The sequence below is a fragment of the Draconibacterium sp. genome (assembly GCF_041583095.1).
Classification (GTDB): domain Bacteria; phylum Bacteroidota; class Bacteroidia; order Bacteroidales; family Prolixibacteraceae; genus Draconibacterium.
The window spans coordinates 1-23,043 of sequence record NZ_JBFHGM010000023.1 but is presented as its reverse complement, the minus strand read 5'-3'; the positions used below and the strand labels follow the sequence as shown (position 1 = coordinate 23,043).

The window sequence follows — 23,043 nt, the reverse complement described above, 5'->3', positions numbered from 1 at the left end:
TAGGATTATAACTCTTTCGATCCGCGGCTTATAGTATATGCCTCTTCTACTGCGGAAACAAATATTTTTCCATCTCCAAATGCACCTTTCGGCTCAGTACGGGCAGCTTCCATAATGGTGCTAATTGCGAAGTCTTTGTCTTCATCTTTAATCACCATAATCAACATTTCTTTTGGAAGTTCATCATAAGTAACATCGCCGATTTTAATACCGCGCTGTTTACCACGACCCACTACCGGGATCTTTGTAACTGCGATGTATCCTGCTTCAAACAGGGCTTTTAGTACTTTACTTGATTTCTCTGGGCGTATAATAGCTCTTATCATTAACATAACTACAAAATTTATAATGGGTTTATACTATGAATTAGTTGGCAATACCGAAGTCGATCAATAACTTCTCTAACTCTTCGATTTCCAATGGTTCAGGAATTACGAATAGTTCGTTTTCGTCAATAGCTTTTGCCAAGGCTCTGTATTCATCTGCCTGAGGATGTTCAGGTTTGAATTCAATAACTGTTTTACGGTTAATCTCTGCTTGCTGAACCATGTTGTCACGAGGAACAAAGTGAATCATTTGAGTTCCAATTGCGCTTGCCAATTGCTCGATCATTTCCTTCTCGTTATCAACCTTACGTGAGTTACAGATAAGACCTCCTAAGCGCACGGTACCTGTTTGAGCATACTTTTTAATACCTTTACATATATTGTTGGCAGCGTACATTGCCATCATCTCACCTGATACTACAATGTAAATCTCTTCAGCTTTACCATCACGGATAGGCATTGCGAAACCACCACATACAACGTCACCAAGTACATCGTAGAAAGTATAATCGGTTTCGAATTTTTCATCCCAGGCACCTAATTGCTCCAACATATTAATTGAAGTAATGATACCACGACCGGCACATCCTACACCTGGCTCAGGACCACCTGATTCAACACAACGAGTACCGCCATATCCTTCTTTGATGATGTCATCTAACTCAACATCTTCACCTTCTTCACGTAGTGTATCCAGAACGGTTTTTTGTGCCAAACCACCAAGTAACAAACGAGTAGAGTCTGCTTTAGGGTCGCAACCTACTACAATTACATTTTTACCCATCTCTACCAAACCAGCTACTGTGTTCTGTGTTGTGGTTGATTTACCAATTCCACCTTTACCATAAATTGCAATCTTTCTCATGATTCTTGTATTTTAAAGTTTAAATCGTTTGCTTTCCTTAGTGCTATAACGATGCCAAAAAACATGCTCGACAACATAGTCCTGCAACACAAACTACCACTAATCAACTGATTTTCTGTGGCTAAAAAAAAATACAAATTTTATTTTCAGAAAAATTCAAGAGAAGGAATCCTACATTTATGTAGGATGATACGGTATAACGCACAATAAGGTGGCAATTTTTATGAAGCCCATGTTTAAAGGACATTCGGGGTGTTAACATTGAGGTAACCTACATTTTGGTAGGAATGGAAGTCAATGTAAAAAAGTGAAAAGAAATAAGGTCGTCGCAAAATATGTCATTTTGCAGTTTTTTAATTTTCAATTTAAGGTTAAGCATAATTCTCATTTGTGAAATCATTTAGTTAGATTCCTGATATGGAACATTTTTAAATATTTTTGAAGAAAATTAATTGGAATATGGAATACCTGAAGGCAGCAATAGAGCTTAAAAAGTATATCAAAGAAATCAATCAGCAGATAATTGGAAAGGAATTAAGTCAAAAAAATCCAAACATCTTGTTTGTAAAATTTCCAGATGGTTCTGTTAATGAATTGAATATGACTGATTTTACTAATGATTTTGTGTCTGCAACATTGGCATCTTTTCCTGGTTCGGAATCATTTATAATTACAGATTTGGCAACAATGAATGCCCAAGGACAGCAACTCACATATTGGCTGTACAAAGGGTATAATAATAAGACTGAAAACGGATTGGTATATTTTCAGGTAATCGATAAGGATACACTGATGCCTAAAGGGGAATTGCAATTTAGCAACCTTGAAAAGAATATTTTTTATGAAATTAAAGCTCCTGATTTTGAAGAAAGCTCAAGCAATGCCATGGAAACGGACGAAGAAATTAAAGGCAAGAAAAGTATTGTTTTCCTTGTTGGTAATATGAATGAAGAGCGTTTGCTGCATGATATTCAACGTTTAATTGTTGATACTATTAATAATGTACAACGCCATTCCGGATTGAATTTCCACTTTATATTAAATATCTCAAAATTTAATGGAGCACCAAGTGAGGATTTTAAAAATCGTATCAAAGAGATTGAGCATTACACGAATGAGTTTGTCACTTCTGAATACCCAAATACTGAGTTCGTTTTCGATATCGAGGAATAAAAATTCACCCTCCGGTTGTTAGCTCTCGTAAACAATCTATACTTTTTCCACCCAAAAAACATATACGGATTATTACTGCCAAATCCATTTTTTATAAAGTTGATGATCTTTTTTTAAACCTCTACTGTTTCGTATACCCTACGATGGAAAATTATTAGAAGCCCATAATTAAAGGGCATTCGGGGTGTTAACATTGAGGGAACCTACATTTTGGTAGGAAAGTAATTAATTACAATCGGGTGGCTGCTTTATCTATTGGATTTGCACTATTCAGAACAGTTCAATTTGACTTAACAAACCGGACATCTTTTACATTGCTAATTATCAACAGATTATGTTTTATTTAGAATTTGTTAAAATAAATTTCACAAAACTAGTTGACTTTTGCAACTATTTTGTTTTAGCTTTGTACCACAGAAACAGAAAAAGTTATGAAAACGCAAGTACCGTTAACCTATTTGCTTGGGCAAACCATGAAACTGGTGCGCCACAAGCTAATGGCAAAATATAAGGAAAACAATATAGAACTAACACTGGAGCAGTTTGTAGTGTTACACTACATCAATCAAAATTCAGCATCTACACAACAAGATCTTGCAAATCATTTTTTACGCGACAAATCGATTGTTACGCGCCAGATTAATACACTTATTGATTTGGGTTATGTAATGCGTACGCAGGATGATGACGATAAACGAAAAAAACATTTACAGCTAACGAAGGCAGGGATTGAAATATTTGAGTTACTGAAAGTCAAATCAGTAGAAGTTTCAACAGAACTTTTAGATGGAATTTCGCAGGAAGAGCTCACAAATTTCGAGAATGTGATCGCAAAAATACAGTTAAACACAGGTTTTAAAGATTGCCTGATGTGCTCCTAAAACATTGTAATAGAAATTAAAAATTATAGATACGAAAACATGAAAACAATTGCACAATTTACAAGCGTGGCGTCGGTAGCCATTCTTTTACTTTTTTCTTCCTGTTCGAATAAACAACAGGGAAATAACCCAATGATGGGCGGACAGGTTGGCGAGTACCTGGTTCAGGAAATTACGCCGCAAAACATAACGCTTTACCAGGTTTTCCCGGCAACACTCGAAGGGGAACAAACCGTTGAAATTCGCCCCAGAGTAGCAGGTTACATCGAGAAAATTTTTGTTGACGAAGGCGACTACGTAAAAAAAGGACAAGTTCTTTTTCAGTTAAACGCCAACGATATTCGTGCGCAGGTTCGATCGGCCGAAGCACAGATAAAAGTTGCCGAATCGCAGGTGGCCACAGCAAAAATAGAATTGAAAAAAACCGAGCCGCTGGTAGAGAAAAATATTGTCAGCGACTTTCAGCTCGAATCAGTAAAAACAAATTTACAGTCGGCCGAAGCACAGTTGGCACAGGCGCAGGCTAATTTAGCCAATGCAAAAGCCAACCTCGAGTATACCATGATTACCAGCCCGACAAACGGATTTATCGGAACTTTCCCCTACCGCGTTGGTAGTTTGGTAAGCAGCTCGGTTACACAACCGCTAACAACTGTTTCGAATACATCAAGCATGCGTGCCTATTTCTCGGTAAACGAGAAAGCGTTTTTGCAAATGACCAAAGAACTGCCGGGAAACAACACCCGCGAAAAGCTGGCCAACCTGCCCGAAGTTGACCTGATCTTACCCGATAAATCAACATACGGTACAAAAGGAAAAATTGAAATTGCCAGTGGAATTGTTGATCCGCAAACCGGAGCAATTAATATGCGTGCTTCATTCCCCAATGCCGAAGGCGATCTTCGTTCGGGAGGAAGCGGAAATATCCGTTTGCCCGAATACCACAAAAATGTTTTGCTGGTTCCGCAGGATGCGAGTTACGAAATTCAAGGGAAACACTTTGTATATGTTGTTAACAGCGAAAACAAAATTGTAAATACGCCTATCGATGTAATTGTTGGCGACCTGAAACAGCTTTTTGTTGTTACATCAGGATTAAAAGCCGGCGACAAAATTGTTGTTCAGGGAATTACCAGCCTTCGCGACGGCATGGAAATTAAACCCAAATTAACCAAACAACAAGCGCTTGCTGAAAACAGTCAACCTTCAAACAATTAATTACTAAGAGCCAAAAAGTATGTTTAGAAAATTTATAGAAAGACCGGTTCTCTCTACCGTTATTTCAATCTTATTGGTAATTCTCGGAATACTGGGAATCACCACTTTGCCCATCGAGCAATACCCCGATATTGCTCCGCCAACCATTCGGGTAACAGCCAACTACACCGGTGCCGATGCACAAACGGTGTTAAACAGTGTGGTTATCCCGCTTGAGGAGCAGATCAATGGCGTTGAAGACATGATTTACATGAATTCAACAGCGAGTAACACAGGTGGCGCAACCATTGAAGTTTACTTTAAGCAAGGTACCGATCCGGATATGGCTGCAGTAAACGTGCAAAACCGGGTAGCCCGTGCCAATGCACTTCTACCTGCCGAAGTTACACGTGCCGGTGTTATTACTGCCAAGCGCCAGAATAACATGTTAATGGTATTTTCGCTTTATAGTAAAGACGGGAAATACGACGAGACCTTCCTGCAGAACTACGCAAAAATTAACTTGCTGCCACAGGTGCAGCGTATTAATGGTGTAGGTGAAGCACTGGTTTTTGGCCGGAAAGACTACTCGATGCGTATTTGGTTAAAACCTGATATTATGTCGGGTTACAACTTAATGCCATCGGATGTGGTAGCTGCGTTGAATTCGCAAAACCTTGAAGCCGCTCCCGGACGTTTTGGTAGCGAAAACGACCAAAGTTTTGAGTATGTAATCCGGTATCGTGGAAAACTTACACAACCCGAAGAGTTTGAGAATATTGTTATAAAATCAGACGAAAACGGTAATGTATTGCGACTTGGAGATATAGCCCGGGTAGAACTGGGATCGCTCGATTATACAATGATGAATCAAACCCAGGGACAGCCGGGAATCAGTATGGCGATATTCCAATCTGCCGGCTCGAATGCCCGCGACGTCATTCTTCAAGCTCAACAGACTTTGGAAGAAGCTTCAAAATCATTTCCACCGGGAGTCGATTACCTGGTGCTGATGAACACCAACGATTTCCTCGATGCATCAATCGAAAAAGTATTGCACACCCTGCTCGAGGCATTTATACTGGTATTTATTGTTGTATTTGTGTTTCTGCAAAATTTCAGGGCAACACTTATTCCGGCAATCGCCGTTCCGGTATCAATCATTGGTACTTTTTTCTTCCTGAATTTATTTGGGTTTACCATTAACCTACTTACCTTGTTCGCACTGGTACTGGCCATCGGGATTGTGGTGGATGATGCCATTGTGGTGGTGGAAGCGGTGCATGCCAAGCTCGACTCGGGAGCAAGAAGTGCAAAAAACGCTGCAATTTCGGCGATGAACGAAATTTCAACAGCAATTGTATCAATTACTCTCGTAATGGCGGCAGTGTTTATTCCTGTTACCTTTATTACCGGAACAACCGGAGTTTTCTACCGACAGTTTGGTATTACACTTACCGTAGCCATTATACTTTCGGCCATTAACGCACTTACCTTAAGTCCGGCACTTTGCGCGCTTTTTCTTAAACCACACAGCGAAGAAGAAAAAAGCAAAAAAGGAGTGATGAAACGTTTTTATACGGCTTTCAACACGGCTTTTGAAACCATGACCGGAAAATATAAAAAGGTAACCCATTTTTTTATCGACAGGAAATGGGTAGCCGGAGGATTGATCGTAATTTTTGTTGGATTGCTCGCTTACCTGATGAATACCACATCAACAGGTTTTGTGCCTGAAGAAGATACCGGTCGGATGTTTGTCGACATTGCCATGCCACCGGCAACATCGGCTGAAAAAACAGCTGAACTTGCGCAACAGATTGACGAAATTTTGGCAACAGTACCCGAAATTAATGGACGATCTGTAATTACCGGATTCTCATTTTTGGGTGGACAGGGAAGTCCGTATGCCATGATTATTGCCGGTTTGAAACCCTTTAACGAACGAAAAGGAGAAGGTCAGGATTTGAGTAGCATTGTACAAAAACTGTACATGCATACAGCTCAAATTAAAGGTGCGCGTATTATTATCTTTTCACCACCGATGGTTCCGGGCTTTAGTGTTACCGGAGGTTTCGAACTGAAGCTTGAAGACAAAACCGGAGGTGAAATTCATGATTTTGAAAAAATTGCAAACGGTTTCCTTGGAGCATTAAATCAGCGGCCCGAAATTCAGTATGCCCGTACTGCATTTAATACCGGGTTCCCGCAGTACCGTATCGATGTTGACGCTGCACGATGTATGCGTTCCGGGCTGCAGGTAAGTTCAGTTCTATCGGCCATGCAAGGTTATTTTGGCGGCTATTATGCATCCGACTTTAACCGCTTTGGTAAGCAGTACCGTGTAATGGTGCAGTCGGAAGCGCAGTATCGTGGTAATCCTGAAGATTTGAACAACATTAAAATACGCACAGGAACCGGCGAAATGGCCCCTATCTCAGAGTTCATAACACTTACCAGAGTTTATGGGCCGGAATCCATCAACCGCTTTAATATGTATACGGCAATCTCGGTAACCGGAAGTCCCAATCCGGGTTTTAGCTCGGGAGATGCCATTGACGCTGTTCGCGAAGTGGCGGCAGAACATCTGCCAACCGGTTACGATTATGAATTCTCGGGAATTACGCGCGAGGAGATTAATGCCGGTAATCAAACCATTATCATCTTTATTTTGAGTTTGATTTTTGTGTACTTCCTGCTGGCAGCGCAGTACGAAAGTTACATTATGCCACTTTCAATAATTGTTTCACTGCCAATTGGTATTGCCGGTTCGTTCATCTTCGCACGCTTAATGGGAGTTGAAAACAACATTTACCTGCAAATTTCGCTGGTAATGCTTATCGGGCTTCTGGCAAAAAACGCCATTCTTATTGTGGAGTTTGCCCGACAGCGACGGGAATCAGGCATGTCGATCATCGAATCGGCGGTTGAAGGTGCCACTGCCCGACTTCGCCCGATTTTGATGACTTCGTTTGCATTTATTGTTGGATTGATTCCGCTTGTGATCGGTACCGGGGTTGGTGCCAACGGTAACCGTTCTATTGGAACCGGTGCTGTGGGTGGTATGCTTATCGGTACTTTGATTGGAATTTTGGTTATCCCGGCCATGTTCGTGGTTTTCCAGATTTTGGAAGAAAAAGTGAAGAAACCGAAGGAATTGCAAGAGATTTCAGAAATGAATAGTTTGGGTTAATCCGCTAGAAAAGATTAGATATGAAGACAAATTCAATAAAAAATATACTACTGATTGCCCTTGTTTCGGTGTTGATCAGTGCGTGTAGTACAACAAATCAATACCAGCGAAGCCAGGAGCTGACCGACGGTTTGTACGGAGAAGCAAAGACTGCCGAAAGCAACCTGGTAAACGAAAGCTGGCAGAACCTGTTTTACGACCCGGTTCTTGACAGTTTAATAGCCGAAGGATTGAAGAACAACTTTGATTTGCAAGCCGCAGTTCAGCGTGTTGTTGCTGCCGAGTCGTACTTTTTTCAAAGCAAAGCTGCACTGGCGCCCTCGTTATCGGGACAAGCCGGTTACACTTACGTAAAAAACTCAGAATCAACCAGCCCGAATGGCCCCGATCATTACAACGCATCGCAGATAGCTTTGCAAAGTAGCTGGGAAATCGACTTTTGGGGAAAACTGAGCAACGCAAAAAAGTCGGCTTATGCCAATTACCTGGCAACCGATGCCGCACATAAAGCAGTACAAACACGTTTGGTTGCCAACATTGCGTCGGTGTACTACAGCTTGCTAGCGCTGGATTCCAAACTGGCGATTACAAAAGAAACGATAAAAAACAGTGCCGAACTGGTTGAGACCATAAAAGCACTAAAAGAAAGTGGCAGTGTAACGGGTGCTGCGGTTGTACAAAGTGAAGCTGCACGTTATGCCGCAGAAGTCACGATTCCGGATATTGAACAGCAAATAAGGGAAAACGAAAATACACTTTGTATTTTGTTGGGCCGGACTCCAGGAAAAGTAGAACGCGGTAAACTGGAAGATCAGCAAGCACATGAACTGCTGGAAGTTGGTGTGCCGGCCGAACTTTTGGATAAACGCCCTGATGTGATGCAAGCCGAATACAGTGTGATTAGTGCCTACCACATGACCAACAGTGCCAAAGCCTACTTTTACCCATCGGTTACACTTACGGCACATGCAGGTTTAGAGTCGCTGGCGTTTGAAGATCTGTTTGATCCGGCATCGTTTGCCGCCAATTTTGTGGGTGGTTTGGTTCAACCCATTTTTAATAAACGGGCCAACAAAACACGTTTGGAGGTTGCCAAAGCACAACAGGAAGAGGCACTGCTAAACTTTAAAAGTACATTACTGAATGCCGGTGCCGAAGTGAACGATGCGCTCAGCATGTACGACGCGTCGATGCAAAAGATCGAGCTGCGTAACAAACAACTGGATGCCCTGGAGAAATCGGTTGATTACACCAAAGAATTGCTGGTTTACGGCTCGGCAACTTACACCGAAGTTTTAAATGCACAACAAAGCTTGCTGAATGCACAACTGAGCGATGTTAACGACAAGGTGCAGCAGTTAAATGCGGTGGTATCGCTGTATCGCGCACTTGGTGGCGGATGGGAATAAAAAAGCAACAAATAAATTCAGCAAAGGGGTCATTCGGAAACGGATGGCCCTTTTTTATTTATGTCTTCCCTTCTTCCGAGAATGTATATTGTTGCAGTTTAAGGGCAGCATTTTTTTGCCCAAACGCATCTCTTTGCATGCAAAGGGCCCTGTTTTTTTGAAAAAATGTATGATTATAAGTGCAAAGGGATGCACTTTTTTGCAAAAATGACCTCCTTTAATTACAAAGGGCAGCATTTTTCGGGAAAAATGGCCACTTATAACTGCAAAGGGCAGTGTTTTCTTGAAAAAATGCCCGCTTGTAAGTGCAAATAGATGCATTCTTAAAAAAAAGTGGCCCTCTTTGCAGTTAACAATAATATCATAAGACCACTACTGGTTTCAAGGAAAAAGGTAAAAGTGAAAAGGCAAAAGTAAAAAGAGTTACAAATTTTTAGTATCCGGAATCAGCCCATTCCAACATTCTAATATTCCAATACGCTAACATTCTAACTCTCCTAAAGCTTGTTTTCCCAGAAGAAATTATTGGGTTCGCATTCTTTAAATCCGGCCTTGCGGTATAGGTTTTGGGCTTTAAAATTATCGTGGCGGACCTCGAGGTTTATGCGGCAGTATCCGTTTTCTTCGGCATATTTTTCAATGCCTTTTAGCAGAAACAGACCAACTCCCTGCTGCCGGAAATCGGGCGACACAATTAAATCGTGGATATTAATTAGCGGACTGGCTTTCCAGGTTGAAAAATTCAGGTTGCAATTGGCCAACCCTGCAAAATCATCTCCAATGCAAACAAAAAAACCCATGTATGCCGAGTGCCGTCTCAGGCCTTCAATAATTTTCGGGCCAAGACCTTCGGGCATCGATTCGCGAATTCCCATTTCATCTTCCATGTAATCATTTAAAAGATGAACTACCTGCTCGCAATGAACGGGATTTTGCAAATCAACCTGAATGAGTTTCTTTTCCATATCACAATGCTTTAATTATTAATTGCTTCAATGCGATAATAGTTAAGCATTAACGAATTTAAGCATTCTCGCATTAAACTTTGTACCTCCACGCATCAATTTCGTATTTTTTCAGGCGCGTGCCCAGCATCCGTTCGGTTATTCTTAACTCCTCGGCAGCTTTGGTAATATTTCCTTTGGTTGATGTTAGTGCATCGCGAATCAATTGTTTCTCCACCTGCTCAACGGTATACATCATGCCGCCTTTCGAGCTGGTATTCGACGAATGAGCTGTTTGCAACGACGGTGGTAAATTATAACTGTGAATCACGTTATCCGTACTTAAAATACACGCCCGCTCAATGCAGTTTTCCAGCTCGCGAATGTTACCCGGCCATTTGTAAACCATCAGCATATCGAGTGCAGAAGTGGTAATTCGTTTAATTTTTGTCTGGTTCTCTTTGTTGAATTTGCCAATAAAATGATCAACCAGCTGCGGAATATCATCGCGGCGCTCGCGCAACGACGGAATATAAATCGGGAAAACATTAATCCGGTAATACAAATCTTCGCGAAACTCTTCGTTTTCGATCATTTCTTCGAGTTTCCGGTTGGTTGCACAGATAATCCGTACGTCCGACTTGATGGTTTGTGTACCTCCTACCCGCTCAAATTCGCGCTGCTGGATCATCCTCAAAAGTTTTACCTGGGTCGACAAGGGGATATCGCCAATCTCATCCAGGAAAATAGTGCCACCGTTGGCCAGCTCAAAACGGCCTTTTCGTTGGGTGTCGGCACCGGTAAAAGCACCTTTTTCGTGTCCGAACAACTCGCTCTCAATCAGCGATTCGGGCAAGGCCGAGCAGTTTACTTTTATAAAGTTTTTTCCTTTCCGGGTACTGGCTTCGTGAATGGCATCGGCCACCAGTTCTTTACCCACACCACTTTCTCCGCGAATAAGAACGGTTGAACTGGTTTTTCCAACCATTTGAACCAGCGAAAATACATCGCGCATTTTCCCCGAATTCCCAATCATATTCACATGCTTTTGCCCTGAAATCTTACTTTCCAGCTCCAGGTTTTTTTGCTTCAGCGTCTCCAGTTCTTCCAGTCTTTCCTGGCGGTGTAAGGTTGCGCGTATCACCATCGAACCAATAATCGACAGTAGCCGTGTATCCTCATCAACACTGATATAGGGATTATAAACGCGGGCAAAACTTAATGTTCCGGTAACTCTTCCTTCATCAATAACCGGCACACACACAAAGGTTAGTTCTTTACCGTCTTTGTAAAGCTCCTGGTTTGTACGGTTCAAAAACAACGATGACTTAGATATCTTTTCAACCACCACAGGCCGCGCCATTTCAACAACTTTCCCAATAATTCCTTCGCCCAGTTTATATTTCGCCCGAGCCTGCTGGCTGGTATTTACACCATAGGCAGCTTCCATATAAATATGTTCGTCCTCGCGGTTTAAAATGGTTAAAAAACAGCGTTCGGCACCAAGGTACTCTGCCACCATTTTTACAATGGTATTCAAGTCATTTTTGAATTGTTTGCTCTGAATTAATCGCTGACTTATATCAAAAAGCAGCGTCATTTCACACAGACCATAACATTCTTCACCGCCCTTTCTGCATTTAATTTCCATAGAAAAGCTATTATTCACCTATTCGACATCAACAAATTTCACTAATAATATAGATAACTGTAAGCTTTTGTATTTCTTTTGAATCATTTTAACACTTTATTAATCTTTTATCATCTTTTAGAAAGCCATCTGCCATATATTTTATCAAACACTCATCAATACTCCATATGTATTATTGATTACTAAACGATTTAGATTTCATCCAAAAACCGTATTTTCGTTACTATATTCAAATACTCCAGAAAAGTGTCAAAGAATTTAGTAATCATTCCAACCTATAACGAAAAGGAAAACGTTGAAAAGATGATCCGCAAGGTATTTTCTTTGGGAAAGCCTTTTCATTTGCTGATTGTAGAAGATAATTCGCCTGATGGAACAGCTGACATTGTTAAAGGCCTTATGGATGAATTCCCGGGGCAACTCCATATTCTGGAAAGAAAAGGGAAATTGGGTTTGGGCACAGCTTATATTTCCGGTTTTAAGTGGGCACTGGAAAGAGGTTATGAGGCAATTTGCGAAATGGACTGCGATTTTTCGCACAACCCTGATGATCTGCTCAGGCTTTTTGATGCTATTGATAATGGTGCTGATGTGGCTGTTGGTTCGCGCTATATTACAGGAATAAATGTGGTAAACTGGCCCCTTGGCCGTGTACTGATGTCGTATTTTGCATCGATGTATGTGCGTATTGTTACCGGAATGAATGTGCGCGACACCACCGCAGGATTTGTATGCTGGAAACGGGAAGTGCTCGAAACCATCGACCTCGACGAAATAAAACTGATCGGTTACGGGTTCCAGATTGAAATGAAATTTACAGCCCACAAATTTGGGTTTAATATCAAGGAAGTGTCGATTGTGTTTACCGACCGCCAGGAAGGGACATCGAAAATGAGCGGTGGTATTTTTAACGAAGCACTTTGGGGCGTATTAAAAATGAAGTTACACAGCTTCTTTCGGAAATACGAAAGAGCAAAATGAAAATTATGAATGATGATTAACGATTTTAGAAGGTGACTTTCATTAAAAAGTACCCATCTAAAATCGACATTCGTTAATCGATATTATCAAATCAAAATATTATACAGGCTGCCAGGTGCAGTCTTTTTTATTGTGCACAATTCTCTCCCGAATGTGAACAATGAGCTACAAACAACGTTTGACAAAAGGTTGCTGAATTTCGTGGCGTGCAGACAGGAAGGGTCTCGGCGTATTTTAGTAACTTTGTGATAAATCAAAAATCGAGGGGAAATGAAAACGCTGATTAAAGACGCAACGATAGTAAACGAGGGATTAAAATTTAAAGGAAGTGTTTTAATTGATGGTGAAAAAATAGAAAAAGTCTTTCCTCACACAGTCCCCGCCGATTTTGATACCAGTCACGCCGAAGTTATTGATGCGACAGGGCTTTTGTTGATACCCGGAGTAATTGACGACCAGGTACACTTTCGGGAGCCGGGTTTAACCCACAAAGGAGAAATAGCAACTGAAAGTAAGGCCGCCGCTGCCGGTGGAGTTACTACCTATATGGAAATGCCCAACACCAATCCGCAAGCCGTTACGCAAGAAGAATTGCAAAAAAAATTCGATAGGGCTGCTGAAGTTTCGGCAGTTAACTATTCGTTTTACATGGGTGCCACCAACGACAATTTGCAGGAAGTACTGAAAACCGATCCGACAAAAGTATGCGGTATAAAAGTTTTTATGGGCTCCTCAACCGGAAATATGTTGGTTGACGACGATGCAACCTTATCGGAGATTTTTAAAAATGCTCCAACTTTGGTTGCCACCCACTGCGAAGACGAAGCGACCATAAAAGCCAATATCGAAATTGCACGCCATCGTTACGGCGAAAACGTACCCATTTCGCGCCACTGCCACATTCGCAGCGACGAAGCTTGTTATAAATCGTCGTCGAAAGCGGTTGAACTTGCATCGAAATTTGATACACGTTTGCATATTCTGCACCTTTCGTCGGCAAAGGAAATGAGTCTTTTTTCGCCGGGAAAAGTAAGCGACAAAAAAATTACAGCCGAAGTTTGTGTTCATCACCTGTGGTTCGATGAGCGCGACTATATCGATTACGGAACGCGCATAAAATGGAATCCTTCAGTAAAATGCGAAAAAGATAAAGTAGCACTTTGGGAAGCCTTGCTGGCCGATAAAATTGATGTAATTGCCACCGACCATGCCCCGCATACTTTGGAGGAAAAGAATAACTCGTACTTTAAAGCTCCGTCAGGCGGCCCACTGGTTCAGCACTCGCTGGTTGCCATGCTCGAACTAAGCAAAAAAGGATTTATCTCAATAGAAAAAGTAATTGAGAAAATGTGTCATGCTCCGGCCGATCTTTTCCGCGTAAACAAACGTGGCTACATTCGCGAAGGTTATTTTGCCGACCTTGTTTTGGTTGATCCGAATAAAAGCTGGATTGTTGCACCAGAGAATATTCTATACAAATGTGGTTGGGCGCCATTTGAGCGAACTGAGTTTTCGAATCAGGTAGTAAGCACGTTTGTAAATGGGCTAAAAGTGTACGACAATAACCGGATCATTCATCCAAATTACGGACAGGCAGTTACGTTTAATTACTAGCCTTAGAATCATTCTAAAATATTCTCCCGCGATAAACCTATTTCGTAATTATACGTTTATGATTGCACGACTTATTCGTTAAATAAGTCACACATTCATAAGGTGGTTTCTTCATTGGAAATCACCTTTTTCCGTTAATGAAATTGCGAATGGCGGATGACTTTACTTTTCGCTATTTTAAACCGGATATTCTGCGTAACCTGCGAGAAAGCTCTACTCCTCCAGCATTTTTTGCGGTAGTTCTTTGGTAGCTTTTGCTCCCAGCTTTTTAATGTTCTCTGCACGACGCACCAGGTTACCGGCACCGGTATGCAATTTATTTACCGCCAATTCATAGGTCTTCTGTGTGGTTGCCAGGTTTTTGCCAATGTTTTCCATGTCGATAATAAATCCCACAAATTTATCGTAAAGCGCCCCACCCTGTTTGGCAATTTCAATGGCGTTACGGGTTTGGTTTTCCTGCTGCCAAATGGATGAAATGGTACGCAAAGTGGCCAGCAAGGTCGACGGACTAACAATCACCACTTTCTGATCCCAGGCAAAAGAGAACAGTTCCTGATCCTCCTGAATAGCCACGCTAAACGACGCTTCGATTGGAATAAACAGTAACACAAAATCAGGCGAATTTAACTTGCTCGCCGTTTGATAATGTTTTTCGCTCAGGCCTTTAATATGCGCTCTCAAACTCAACAGGTGCTCTTTTACGAACTTCACTCTATCCTCATCGTTTTCGGCATTAACGGCACGTTCATAGGCAATCATCGACACTTTCGAGTCAACAATTATGTGTTTGTTATCCGGCAGGTTGATCACAATATCGGGCTGAATACGTTTGCCCTCCTCTGTCATATCGCTAAATTGTTTTTGGTAGCCTTGTTCTCCTTCATTCAATCCCGATCGTTCGAGAATACGCTCCAATACAACTTCGCCCCAGTTACCTTGCTTTTTCACATCGCCTTTTAGGGCTTTGGTCAGGTTGTTGGCTTCTTCGCTTATTTTGTTGTTCAGGTCATACAGTTTTTTCAGCTCCGCTTTTAAATCAGTTTGATCTTTTAAACCTTGCTTATAGGTGTCATCTACTTTCTTTTCAAAAAGATGGATCTTTTCTTTAAGTGGATTTAATACCTCACTAATATTTTTCTGGTTAGCAGCCGTAAATTTCTCGCTGTTTTTCTCCAATATTTTATTGGCTACGTTCTCAAACTCCAGCGTAAATTTCTTCTGAATTTTTTCCAGTTCCTCTTTCTGCTCACTTAATTTTTCTTCCTGGTTTTTAAACTGCACTTTGGCATTCTCTAGTCGTACATTCAATGCCTTGTTTTCTTCGCGGTAAGCCTGTAATTCTGTCTTCCACTCATCGGCTTCGGTTTTTAGTGCATTGTAACGCTCCTGCCAAACCAGCCCCTGTTTTTCAATTTCAGCCTTTTGTGTTAAAAACTCACTTTCCTTTTCAAAAAGCAATTTCCCGGCATCGGCCTGCCCGCTTTGCGCTTTCAATTTCAGGAGAAGAAATGCAACAATTCCACCAACTACCACTCCTGCAACCAGATAAATAATTTCCATTTTTATTTTATTTGAGTTTTAAAAATACAAAAATGAAAAGAAGCCCAAGGGCTGACGAGAAAAAATAGTTTATTGAATTTTTAGGGCAGTTAATTTTTCTATTTTTAGGAGATAATTACACGATTTTTATGGAGGTTAAAATTGAAGAAGGCTGGAAAAACCAGTTAAACGAAGAGTTTGAAAAGGATTATTTTAAGGAGTTAAGCGCATTTGTTCGCGAGGAATATAATACGCAGCGTATTTATCCTCCCGGCAAACTTATTTTTAATGCTTTTGACCAGTGTCCGTTCAATAAGTTAAAAGTGGTTATCATCGGGCAGGATCCTTACCACGGACCGGGGCAAGCGCATGGGCTTTGTTTTTCGGTGAACGACGGTATTCCGTTTCCTCCGAGTTTGCGGAATATTTTTAAGGAGTTGAACAGCGATGTGGGCAAACCCATTCCTGAAACCGGCGATTTAACCGATTGGGCGCGTCAAGGCGTTTTGTTGTTAAATGCCACCTTAACGGTTCGTGCACACCAGGCAGCTTCGCACCAAAAAAAGGGTTGGGAACAATTTACCGATGCTGTAATTGAAAAGATAAACCAGGAAAAAGAAAATGTGGTTTTTCTGCTGTGGGGAAATTATGCCATCAGCAAAAGTAAGTTTATCGATCAGGAGAAACATTTTGTGCTAACATCGGTGCATCCGTCGCCACTATCGGCAAGCCGCGGATTTTTTGGCAACAAACATTTTAGCCGCACCAACGAGTTTCTTGTTTCAAAAGGACTGGAACCTATCAACTGGTAAAACAGGGCACAAAAAAAACCGATCCGCCAAAATACGAATCGGTTTTTAAATATAATAGAGTGTGTCGCTTACCACTTATAAACAATGGAATTGATGTTCATTCCTGCACCCACCGAACAAAGAATGGTGTAATCTCCTTCATTCACTTCGTGGCCTTCCATTTTTCCTTTCAATACCAAATCAAGAAGAGTTGGCACAGTAGCGGTTGAAGAATTTCCCAATTCGCGGATACTCATTGGCATAATTCCTTCAGGCGCTTCTTTTTTACCGTACAACTTTAAGACACCGGATAAAATTGCTTCATCCATTTTTTCGTTTGCCTGATGGATAAAAATCTTTTTTATGTCTTCTAATTCCAGTCCTGCTTTTTCAATGCTGTCTTTTACCACACCGGGAACGGTTGTAATGGCATAAACATACAATTTGTGACCGGACATTTTTATAAATAACTCATCGCTTTCGTAATCAGGATTGTCCGATTCGCCCAAAGTAAGCAGATTGGCATATTTAACTGAATCAGAACGGCTCGAGTGAGACAGAATTCCAACAGGTTCTTCACTTTCAATAGCTTCAACAACTGTTGCTCCTGCTCCGTCGGCATAAATCATCGAATCACGGTCATGCGGATCGGAAATTCGTGACAGCACATCGGCACCAACAACAACGCCTCTTTTTCCAAAGCCACTTTTTATGTAGGCATCAGCGGTAATCATTCCCTGTGTCCATCCCGGGCAGCCCGAAACCACATCATGGCAAATGCATGTAGGATTTTTTATGTGCAGCTTCATCTTCACCTTATTGGCCAAACTTGGCAAAACATCGGTGCGCACATTTCCGTGCAGGATATCGCCAAAATTATGTCCAACGATAATAAAATCGAGGCTTTCCATTGAAATTCCGGCCGATTTGCAAGCGTCTTCTACCGCCATAGCCGCAAGATCTGAAGTCACCAAATCGTCGGCAATGTAGCGTCGCTCTTCAATATTGGTAATCTCCTGAAACTTGTGAATAATCTCCTCATTACTTTTATCCTCAATCTTTTTTTTCGATGGAGTATAAAACTCATTCTTCAAGAAATGTGTATTCTTAATTATCTGAGATGGAAGCGCACTTCCGGTACCAATAATTCTAGTATATATTTGCTTTGCCATAATTCGCTGTTAAGCTTTCGCTTCGTCTTTATATGTCTTTAATTCAAAATTCTCGCCATCGAACACACCATATGAAAACGCTTTTATCCAGTCGCCAAGTATAATAAACCGGCTATTTTCATTCATTTTCTCGTTTACCAGCTTATGCCGATGCCCCATAACAAAATAATCTATTGGATTTGTCTGTAAAAAATCCGCGGCAAATTTATACATTCCATCTTTATTTGCCATAAAATCTTCGTCATAATCCGCATTTGATAACCTACTGGATGCAGACCATTTATGTGCAATATGAAATGCAAAATTCGGGTGCAACCTCGAAAAAAGCCATCGCATGGTAGTATTGGTAAATATCTTTTTCAGAAAAATATATCCTTTATCCGATGCGTCGAGCCCATCGCCGTGCGCCAAGAAAAACCGTTTTCCGTGTATTTCGCGTATGATATAATCGTGATGAACTTTAATCCCCGTCTCTTGGGCAAGGTAGTCGTATACCCACATATCGTGGTTTCCCGTAAAAAAATGCACCGGAATTCCTTTGTCGGTAAGATCGGCAAGTCGCCCCAGAATTCGAGTAAACCCGCGCGGAACCACCTTTTTATATTCGTACCAGAAATCGAAGATATCACCCATCAGGTAGAGTTCTTCAACATCGTCGCGAATATTGTCGAGCCATGACGCGAATAGCAACTCGCGTTCCCGGTTGTTATTTAGTGCCGGTGCACCAAGGTGTACATCGGAGATGAAATATATTTTCCGTTTTTGTGTCAAATTACCGGTTTTATACTAGTCGAGAAGTTGAGCCAGTGCTTTATCCAAAGCCGGCCCTTTTAGATTTTTGGCAACAATTTCGCCTTCTTTGTTCAGCAAATAGTTAAACGGAACGCTTTGAACATTGTAAACAGCTGCAGCGAGTCTGCTTCCTTCCATGTCGCCAACATTAATCCAGTTTAGTTTATCCTGATCGATAGCATCCACCCATTCGGCACGGTTAACATCAACACTTACCTGGTAAATCTCGAAACCTTTACGTTTGTATTTATTGTAAGCTTCAACCATTACCGGGTTTTGAATCCGCGAAGCACGATCGACAGCTGCCCAAAACTGCAGCAAAACAACTTTGCCGCGTAACGACGAAAGCGCCACTTCGTTTCCGGTCGGATCGGGCAAAACAATGTCAGGACTGTTGTCGCCTTGTTCCTGTATAAACTTTTTCATATCGGCCGACTGCTTTTCACGAACAATCTGCAATGTATTGTTATAAAGCGCCTGCACCTGTTCCGATTTTGGGTAAATCGAATTTAAAGCCGAAGCAGCAGTTTTCATTACCTGTAAATCACGAACAATAAATGATGGATCATCGACACCAAACTTTTGATAAAGCGCCAAAACACTGGCCATTGAAAAAGGATTCTCGCGAACAAAATTTGTAGAGAAATCGATTTGCTCCTGAACAATTTTATCGTATTCTTCAGCCCAGCGTGGTCGTACACTATCGTACTCCGGATTTCCCTTATAAAGATTATCCAAGGATCTGATCGAATCAAGTTTATGACGGGTTTCTTTTAATTTCGAATCAAGTAATTTCACCTGTTCCGAACCCGGTGAACCTTCAATGTTATATTCGCGATCGAAATTAGCGGCATCGGCTTCAACAGTAACTGTTTCTGCCGAGTCAACCAAAAGTGTAATAAAACTCTGATCGTTAAGTTTCAGAAGGTAAAATGTAGGAATTCCGGTCATTGCCGAAATCTCGAACTCACCTTTTTTATTGATTTTTGTTTCTGCTATCTTTTTTAGCGTAGTAGTATGCAATTCTTCCAGAACAATAGTCTGATCTTCGGCGTGCGTAATTTTACCACGGATTGTAAACTCCTTTTCTTTCTTACACCCACCCAATACAAGCAGGGCAGCTACTAAAAAAAATAAAACTCTGTACGTCATGTTTTTTTAATCTGATTAATGATAATCTACCAAAAAGGTATTGTAAACGTGCAAATTGGTTTTAAACTTAAGTACTATACCAATGATACCCGTATTGTATAAAGGCCGTAAAATTAACAATTTTGCATACATCGAAAATAGCAATCCAAGAAAATAACAATTTTTATCGTTTCAATTGAAAATAAAGGCAATTACAAAAACATAATTACGACGACCGATTTTATAGTTTTTTTTTGAAAAATGGTTAAAAAAGGTCTTATCCGGCCTATAATTTTACCCCGATTCGGCACACCGGCTTTAATAGCTTTAAAATTTTCAATAGGTTTGTAGCGCAAAACATTTATACAAAACCAGTGAAGATCCATTATTCGCTCGACGATTTTAATGCCACCAACCCTGTAGTAACCATCGGCACTTTCGATGGGTTGCACAAAGGACATCAATCGGTTGTTGAAGAACTAAAACAACTGGCCAGAGAAATGAATGGCGAAACGGTGATCTTTACCTTTTACCCTCATCCGCGGGTTGTAACTTCGCCCAACGAAAAAAGCCTTCGCTTGTTGACCACCAAAGAGGAGAAGATTAAGTTGTTCGAAAAGTTTGGTGTCGATCACCTGATCATTTATCCTTTTAACAAAGAATTTGCGGAGCTATCGTACACCGACTTTGTAAAAGACATTCTGGTGAATAAAATAGGCACCCGTTGTTTGGTTGTGGGCTACGACCACCGCTTTGGTAAAAACCGCGAGGGTGGTTACGAATACCTGTTGGCATGTGCCGAAAAAAACAATTTTACGGTTAAAAAAACCGATGCACTTTCGGTTGAGGCCGAAAAAGTGAGCTCAACAAAAATAAGGGCTGCACTGCAATCGGGCGAAATAAAAAAGGCCAACCAATACCTGGGTTACGAGTTTACTTTACACGGAACTGTAGTAAAAGGCATGCAACTGGGCCGCAAACTGGGTTTCCCCACGGCAAACATTGAGGCTTCGGATAAATACAAAATTATTCCGGGCTACGGCGTTTATGCTGTTTTAGTTGAAATTGAGGACAAGCAGTATAAAGGAATGCTGAACATTGGCACGCGCCCAACCTTTAACAACAATGCCGACAACCGAAGTATTGAAGTGAACATCTTTGATTTTTCAGGCGATATGTACGGCAATGCTGTTACGCTGATTTTTATCGACAAAATCAGGGAAGAGCAGAAATTCGCCGGTATTGATGCGCTGGTGGAGCAACTGAAAAGCGATAAACAGGTAGCACATCAGCTTCTTACCGACTACTAGTCTTTCTTTAACAAACTACAGCTTATTGGCAAATGATCGGACATTCGGTAATCGAGTGTCTCAAAATTGTATGACTCAAACCGGTCGCCATGCAAAATATAATCAATACGAAACGAAGGCAATTTCCCGATGTAGGTACGGCCTATTCCCTGCCCCGAATTAACAAAAGCATCGGTTAATCCATCGGCTAAAGTGTGGTACGAAAAAGAAACCGGCGTATCGTTAAAATCGCCGCAAACAATTACGTTATGTGGCGACTCATCGATGTATTTACGAATTTCGCGCACCTGCTTAGCACGCAACTGAAAAGCCTCTTTAAATTTCGCTCCCATTTCTTTCACTTCCTCAATGTCTTTTTCCTCGTTTATTCCCGGCGATTCAATAATTGAATATTTAGTCGGGTCGATGTGGTAGGATTGTAAATGAATATTGAAAATACGAACCGTATCCGAGTCGATTAAAACATCGGTGTAAATGGTAATATTTCTGGAATTTTCAAATCGTATTTCGCCCATGTTTAAAATCGGATAGCGGGTCATGGTTACCGAACCATAACTTGTGCTCGAACGCGCAAACTGGTAGTGTTTTATCGATTCAAGATCTTGTACTGTTTGGGCGAGATTGAAAATGTTGTTCTTCCGCAATCGGGCTTCCTGCAAACAAATAATATCGGCGTTTTGATCGGCTAAAAATGAGATAATCTTTGTTGCATTTTCTCTCTGCGTTCCGCTGGTGTCGGCCACAAAATGTTTTACGTTGTACGACACAACCTTAATATTTGCATCTTCGCTGCTTTTACCTTTCAGCTGCATAAATCGTGTAAAATATCCCCAGCCAATTATCACCAATGTCACCGACAACAGGGAGTAGCGCGGTTTAAATAAAATCCAGAGCACAATAAACAGAAGATTGCCACCCAGCAAAAACGGATAAGCCATTCCGAATAACGACGGTAGCCAATACTTATCGGGCGGTATATACACCGAAAGGTAGGATACCGCGAGGGCCAGCGCAAAAAGACTGTTGACAAGAAACAATATGTTACGGAGTGCTTTTCTCAAAATGTTGATTTAGTTAACTGCAAAATAAAAAATCGTTTGCAATAATTAACGCTAAAAATTCATTTTCATGATGCAGCAATCATTTATTTTTGACATCGGAGCATGCGGTTTTTACCGTTCAAATCGCGACGTAATTCTATCGACTTAAATCCCAATTGTTTAACAAGCGCCACCATTTCGTCTCCCAGGTTTTCGTTGATCTCAAAAAACAGGTAGCCATTTTCATTCAATTGTTTTGAAGCAAACTGTGCAATAGAGCGATAGAAAATCAACGGATCAGTATCGCTTACAAATAGAGCCACCTCGGGTTCGTGCTCCAATACGTTAGCTTCCATCTGTTTTTTTTCGCGTTCCATTACATAGGGAGGATTGCTAACGATAACATCAAATTGCAGCCACGAACGTTCCTGCCACGTTAAAATATCGACGCGATCAAATGACACATCAAGCTTATTTTTTTTTGCATTTTCAGTAGCAATCGCCAATGCCTTTTCAGACACATCAACAGCCATGACATCTGTAGCGGGCAGTTCATTTTTTAAGGCCAGCGGAATACAGCCGCTTCCGGTTCCAATATCCAGGATTTTTGCAGAGTCCGGAATTTCCGTTTTACAGATCCAATCGACCAACTCCTCGGTTTCAGGCCGCGGAATTAAAACGCCTGGCTGAACCTTCAGTTCTAAGCCGTAAAATTCGGCAACACCCAGAATGTATTGAATGGGTTCGTGTGTTTTAAGTCGCTCCACAATCGCTTTTATCCGGTCTAATTCGAAGGTTTCCAACACCCGGTCTTTTTCAATAATCATTTGCGTGTATGACAATCCCAACACGCTATTCATTATCAGTTGTACAAATCCGGAAATTTCGGTTTCGGGATAAAACGCCGCCAATTCTGCCCTGACATATTGAATAGTTTTCTGCATTGTGTACTTTTGTTGTTGCAAATTTAGTCTTTCCTTGAAAATGACAACCGAAGAAAAATATATGGCTCGTTGTATCGAGCTGGCCCG

19 protein-coding genes are annotated in these 23,043 nt (G+C 41.2%); 9 read left to right on the top strand and 10 right to left on the bottom strand.

Features of this window, described 5'->3' with window-relative positions:
* Positions 1–5: 5 nt before the first annotated feature.
* Both ABZB17_RS03770 and nifH read right to left on the bottom strand, forming a co-directional pair.
* Positions 6–332, bottom strand: a complete 327-nt coding sequence (locus ABZB17_RS03770; protein WP_372648169.1) for a P-II family nitrogen regulator — start codon at positions 330–332, stop codon at positions 6–8.
* 34 nt (positions 333–366) lie between these two features.
* Entirely contained in the window at positions 367–1,191 is an 825-nt protein-coding gene (nifH, locus tag ABZB17_RS03765) for a nitrogenase iron protein (RefSeq protein ID WP_163326142.1), read from the bottom strand.
* A 459-nt stretch (positions 1,192–1,650) separates the two neighbouring features.
* Between nifH and ABZB17_RS03760 the strand changes: the two genes are divergently transcribed.
* From ABZB17_RS03760 to ABZB17_RS03740, 5 genes are all read left to right on the top strand, one after another.
* Positions 1,651–2,364: a hypothetical protein gene (locus tag ABZB17_RS03760; RefSeq protein ID WP_372648168.1), complete on the top strand. Its 714-nt coding sequence runs from the start codon at positions 1,651–1,653 to the stop codon at positions 2,362–2,364.
* 431 nt (positions 2,365–2,795) lie between these two features.
* On the top strand, positions 2,796–3,245 hold the full coding sequence (locus ABZB17_RS03755; RefSeq protein WP_372648167.1) for a MarR family winged helix-turn-helix transcriptional regulator: 450 nt from the start codon (positions 2,796–2,798) through the stop codon (positions 3,243–3,245).
* Between the two features lie 39 nt (positions 3,246–3,284).
* Positions 3,285–4,463, top strand: a complete 1,179-nt coding sequence (locus tag ABZB17_RS03750; RefSeq protein ID WP_372648166.1) for an efflux RND transporter periplasmic adaptor subunit — start codon at positions 3,285–3,287, stop codon at positions 4,461–4,463.
* Positions 4,464–4,482: 19 nt separating this feature from the next.
* On the top strand, positions 4,483–7,635 hold the full coding sequence (locus ABZB17_RS03745; protein WP_372648165.1) for an efflux RND transporter permease subunit: 3,153 nt from the start codon (positions 4,483–4,485) through the stop codon (positions 7,633–7,635).
* A 20-nt stretch (positions 7,636–7,655) separates the two neighbouring features.
* Entirely contained in the window at positions 7,656–9,044 is a 1,389-nt protein-coding gene (locus ABZB17_RS03740) for an efflux transporter outer membrane subunit (protein WP_372648164.1), read from the top strand.
* A gap of 497 nt (positions 9,045–9,541) precedes the next feature.
* Here the strand turns inward: ABZB17_RS03740 and ABZB17_RS03735 are convergent, their stop codons facing one another.
* Entirely contained in the window at positions 9,542–10,009 is a 468-nt protein-coding gene (locus ABZB17_RS03735) for a GNAT family N-acetyltransferase (RefSeq protein WP_303924647.1), read from the bottom strand.
* A 73-nt stretch (positions 10,010–10,082) separates the two neighbouring features.
* Positions 10,083–11,639, bottom strand: a complete 1,557-nt coding sequence (locus ABZB17_RS03730; RefSeq protein ID WP_372648163.1) for a sigma 54-interacting transcriptional regulator — start codon at positions 11,637–11,639, stop codon at positions 10,083–10,085.
* A 246-nt stretch (positions 11,640–11,885) separates the two neighbouring features.
* Between ABZB17_RS03730 and ABZB17_RS03725 the strand changes: the two genes are divergently transcribed.
* Positions 11,886–12,620, top strand: coding sequence for a polyprenol monophosphomannose synthase (locus tag ABZB17_RS03725; protein WP_372648162.1), 735 nt, complete (start codon positions 11,886–11,888; stop codon positions 12,618–12,620).
* A gap of 270 nt (positions 12,621–12,890) precedes the next feature.
* Positions 12,891–14,234, top strand: coding sequence for a dihydroorotase (locus tag ABZB17_RS03720; protein ID WP_372648161.1), 1,344 nt, complete (start codon positions 12,891–12,893; stop codon positions 14,232–14,234).
* A 213-nt stretch (positions 14,235–14,447) separates the two neighbouring features.
* Here the strand turns inward: ABZB17_RS03720 and rmuC are convergent, their stop codons facing one another.
* Positions 14,448–15,797, bottom strand: a complete 1,350-nt coding sequence (rmuC, locus tag ABZB17_RS03715) for a DNA recombination protein RmuC (RefSeq protein WP_372648160.1) — start codon at positions 15,795–15,797, stop codon at positions 14,448–14,450.
* A gap of 128 nt (positions 15,798–15,925) precedes the next feature.
* Here rmuC and ung point away from each other — a divergent pair, with 128 nt between their 5' ends.
* Positions 15,926–16,588: a uracil-DNA glycosylase gene (gene ung / locus ABZB17_RS03710; protein ID WP_372648159.1), complete on the top strand. Its 663-nt coding sequence runs from the start codon at positions 15,926–15,928 to the stop codon at positions 16,586–16,588.
* A 68-nt stretch (positions 16,589–16,656) separates the two neighbouring features.
* On the opposite strand, the gene ABZB17_RS03705 is transcribed toward ung, so the two are convergent.
* From ABZB17_RS03705 to ABZB17_RS03695, 3 genes are read right to left on the bottom strand one after another with little or no spacing between them, the layout of a single operon-like run.
* Positions 16,657–17,739 carry a 3-oxoacyl-ACP synthase III family protein gene (locus tag ABZB17_RS03705; protein WP_163326130.1) on the bottom strand — a complete coding sequence of 361 codons (1,083 nt, stop codon included), beginning with the start codon at positions 17,737–17,739 and terminating at the stop codon, positions 16,657–16,659.
* Between the two features lie 9 nt (positions 17,740–17,748).
* Complete coding sequence (locus ABZB17_RS03700) at positions 17,749–18,510, bottom strand: UDP-2,3-diacylglucosamine diphosphatase (RefSeq protein WP_372648158.1); 762 nt, start codon at positions 18,508–18,510, stop codon at positions 17,749–17,751.
* Positions 18,511–18,525: 15 nt separating this feature from the next.
* On the bottom strand, positions 18,526–19,683 hold the full coding sequence (locus ABZB17_RS03695; protein ID WP_372648157.1) for a thioredoxin-like domain-containing protein: 1,158 nt from the start codon (positions 19,681–19,683) through the stop codon (positions 18,526–18,528).
* 353 nt (positions 19,684–20,036) lie between these two features.
* Here ABZB17_RS03695 and ABZB17_RS03690 point away from each other — a divergent pair, with 353 nt between their 5' ends.
* Positions 20,037–20,972, top strand: coding sequence for a bifunctional riboflavin kinase/FAD synthetase (locus ABZB17_RS03690; protein WP_372648156.1), 936 nt, complete (start codon positions 20,037–20,039; stop codon positions 20,970–20,972).
* Here the strand turns inward: ABZB17_RS03690 and ABZB17_RS03685 are convergent.
* Positions 20,969–22,033, bottom strand: a complete 1,065-nt coding sequence (locus tag ABZB17_RS03685; protein ID WP_372648155.1) for an endonuclease/exonuclease/phosphatase family protein — start codon at positions 22,031–22,033, stop codon at positions 20,969–20,971. The genes ABZB17_RS03690 and ABZB17_RS03685 overlap by 4 nt on opposite strands.
* A gap of 83 nt (positions 22,034–22,116) precedes the next feature.
* The coding region (gene prmC / locus ABZB17_RS03680; RefSeq protein WP_372648154.1) for a peptide chain release factor N(5)-glutamine methyltransferase at positions 22,117–23,043 on the bottom strand (927 nt) is incomplete at its 5' end.

What these genes read in the sequence shown, in the direction of transcription:
- ABZB17_RS03720 (WP_372648161.1), top strand. Translation starts at nt 12,891, where the DNA reads ATGAAAACGCTGATTAAAGACGCAACGATAGTAAACGAGGGATTAAAA.
- ABZB17_RS03740 (WP_372648164.1), top strand. Translation starts at nt 7,656, where the DNA reads ATGAAGACAAATTCAATAAAAAATATACTACTGATTGCCCTTGTTTCG.
- ABZB17_RS03735 (WP_303924647.1), bottom strand. Translation starts at nt 10,009, where the DNA reads ATGGAAAAGAAACTCATTCAGGTTGATTTGCAAAATCCCGTTCATTGC.
- ABZB17_RS03695 (WP_372648157.1), bottom strand. Translation starts at nt 19,683, where the DNA reads ATGACGTACAGAGTTTTATTTTTTTTAGTAGCTGCCCTGCTTGTATTG.
- ABZB17_RS03760 (WP_372648168.1), top strand. Translation starts at nt 1,651, where the DNA reads ATGGAATACCTGAAGGCAGCAATAGAGCTTAAAAAGTATATCAAAGAA.
- ABZB17_RS03745 (WP_372648165.1), top strand. Translation starts at nt 4,483, where the DNA reads ATGTTTAGAAAATTTATAGAAAGACCGGTTCTCTCTACCGTTATTTCA.
- ABZB17_RS03750 (WP_372648166.1), top strand. Translation starts at nt 3,285, where the DNA reads ATGAAAACAATTGCACAATTTACAAGCGTGGCGTCGGTAGCCATTCTT.
- nifH (WP_163326142.1), bottom strand. Translation starts at nt 1,191, where the DNA reads ATGAGAAAGATTGCAATTTATGGTAAAGGTGGAATTGGTAAATCAACC.
- rmuC (WP_372648160.1), bottom strand. Translation starts at nt 15,797, where the DNA reads ATGGAAATTATTTATCTGGTTGCAGGAGTGGTAGTTGGTGGAATTGTT.
- ung (WP_372648159.1), top strand. Translation starts at nt 15,926, where the DNA reads ATGGAGGTTAAAATTGAAGAAGGCTGGAAAAACCAGTTAAACGAAGAG.
- ABZB17_RS03755 (WP_372648167.1), top strand. Translation starts at nt 2,796, where the DNA reads ATGAAAACGCAAGTACCGTTAACCTATTTGCTTGGGCAAACCATGAAA.
- ABZB17_RS03770 (WP_372648169.1), bottom strand. Translation starts at nt 332, where the DNA reads ATGTTAATGATAAGAGCTATTATACGCCCAGAGAAATCAAGTAAAGTA.
- ABZB17_RS03705 (WP_163326130.1), bottom strand. Translation starts at nt 17,739, where the DNA reads ATGGCAAAGCAAATATATACTAGAATTATTGGTACCGGAAGTGCGCTT.
- ABZB17_RS03730 (WP_372648163.1), bottom strand. Translation starts at nt 11,639, where the DNA reads ATGGAAATTAAATGCAGAAAGGGCGGTGAAGAATGTTATGGTCTGTGT.